This window comes from Kitasatospora arboriphila, from assembly GCF_039528095.1.
In the GTDB taxonomy this organism is placed as follows: Bacteria; Actinomycetota; Actinomycetes; order Streptomycetales; family Streptomycetaceae; genus Kitasatospora; species Kitasatospora arboriphila.
On sequence record NZ_BAAALD010000219.1, the window covers coordinates 1 to 1297 of the forward strand.

Here is a 1297-nt window from a genome sequence, read left to right on the forward strand (position 1 = left end):
AGCAGCCTGGCCGAACACAAGCTCAAGGACGCGCGCGAGAAGATGGCCGACTTGGCGCGCATGGAAACCGTGCTGTCTGAACTCGTGTGCGCCTGCCATGCACGAAAGGGGAATGTTTCCTGCCCGTTGATCGCGTCACTACAGGGCGAAGCAGGCCTGGCAAGGTCAGCTATGCCTTAGCGTGCTTTATTTAATGAGATGGTCACTCCCTCCTTCCCAGTACTATGCTGAGGACAGGCTTTCATTCGGAGAACCATCATGGAAAACATTGCGCTTATTGGTATCGATCTGGGTAAGAACTCTTTCCATATTCATTGTCAGGATCATCGTGGGAAGGCCGTTTACCGTAAAAAATTCACCCGACCAAAGCTAATCGAATTTCTGGCGACATGCCCGGCAACAACCATCGCGATGGAAGCCTGTGGCGGTTCTCACTTTATGGCACGCAAGCTGGAAGAGTTAGGGCATTTTCCAAAGCTGATATCACCGCAATTTGTCCGCCCATTCGTTAAAAGCAACAAAAATGACTTCGTTGATGCTGAAGCTATCTGTGAAGCAGCATCACGTCCATCTATGCGTTTCGTGCAGCCCAGAACCGAATCTCAGCAGGCAATGCGAGCTCTGCATCGTGTCCGTGAATCCCTGGTTCAGGATAAGGTGAAAACAACTAATCAGATGCATGCTTTTCTGCTGGAATTTGGTATCAGCGTTCCGCGAGGTGCTGCCGTTATTAGTCGACTGAGTACCCTTCTTGAGGACAGTAGTTTGCCTCTTTATCTCAGCCAGTTACTGCTGAAATTACAACAGCATTATCACTATCTTGTTGAGCAGATTAAAGATCTGGAATCTCAGTTGAAACGAAAGTTGGACGAAGATGAGGTTGGACAGCGCTTGCTGAGTATTCCCTGCGTTGGAACGCTGACTGCCAGTACTATTTCAACTGAGATTGGCGACGGGAAGCAGTACGCCAGCAGCCGTGACTTTGCGGCGGCAACAGGGCTGGTACCCCGACAGTACAGCACGGGAGGTCGGACGACATTGTTAGGGATTAGCAAGCGGGGCAACAAAAAGATCCGAACTTTGTTGGTTCAGTGTGCCAGGGTATTCATACAAAAACTGGAACACCAGTCTGGCAAGTTGGCCGACTGGGTCAGGGAGTTGTTGTGCCGGAAAAGCAACTTTGTCGTCACCTGTGCTCTGGCAAACAAGCTGGCCAGAATAGCCTGGGCACTGACGGCGCGACAGCAAACTTACGAAGCATAAAGGCAGAAATACACCAGTTTAAACAATCATTCAT

2 protein-coding genes are annotated in these 1297 nt (G+C 50.1%); both read left to right on the forward strand.

Annotation, left to right across the window (positions count from 1 at the left end):
• A partial coding sequence (locus ABD353_RS39585; RefSeq protein WP_425555355.1) for a hypothetical protein occupies nt 1-180 on the forward strand: 180 nt, incomplete at its 5' end.
• A 78-nt stretch (nt 181-258) separates the two neighbouring features.
• Nucleotides 259-1263: an IS110-like element IS5075 family transposase gene (locus ABD353_RS39590; protein ID WP_000427619.1), complete on the forward strand. Its 1005-nt coding sequence runs from the start codon at nt 259-261 to the stop codon at nt 1261-1263.
• Nucleotides 1264-1297 lie beyond the last annotated feature (34 nt).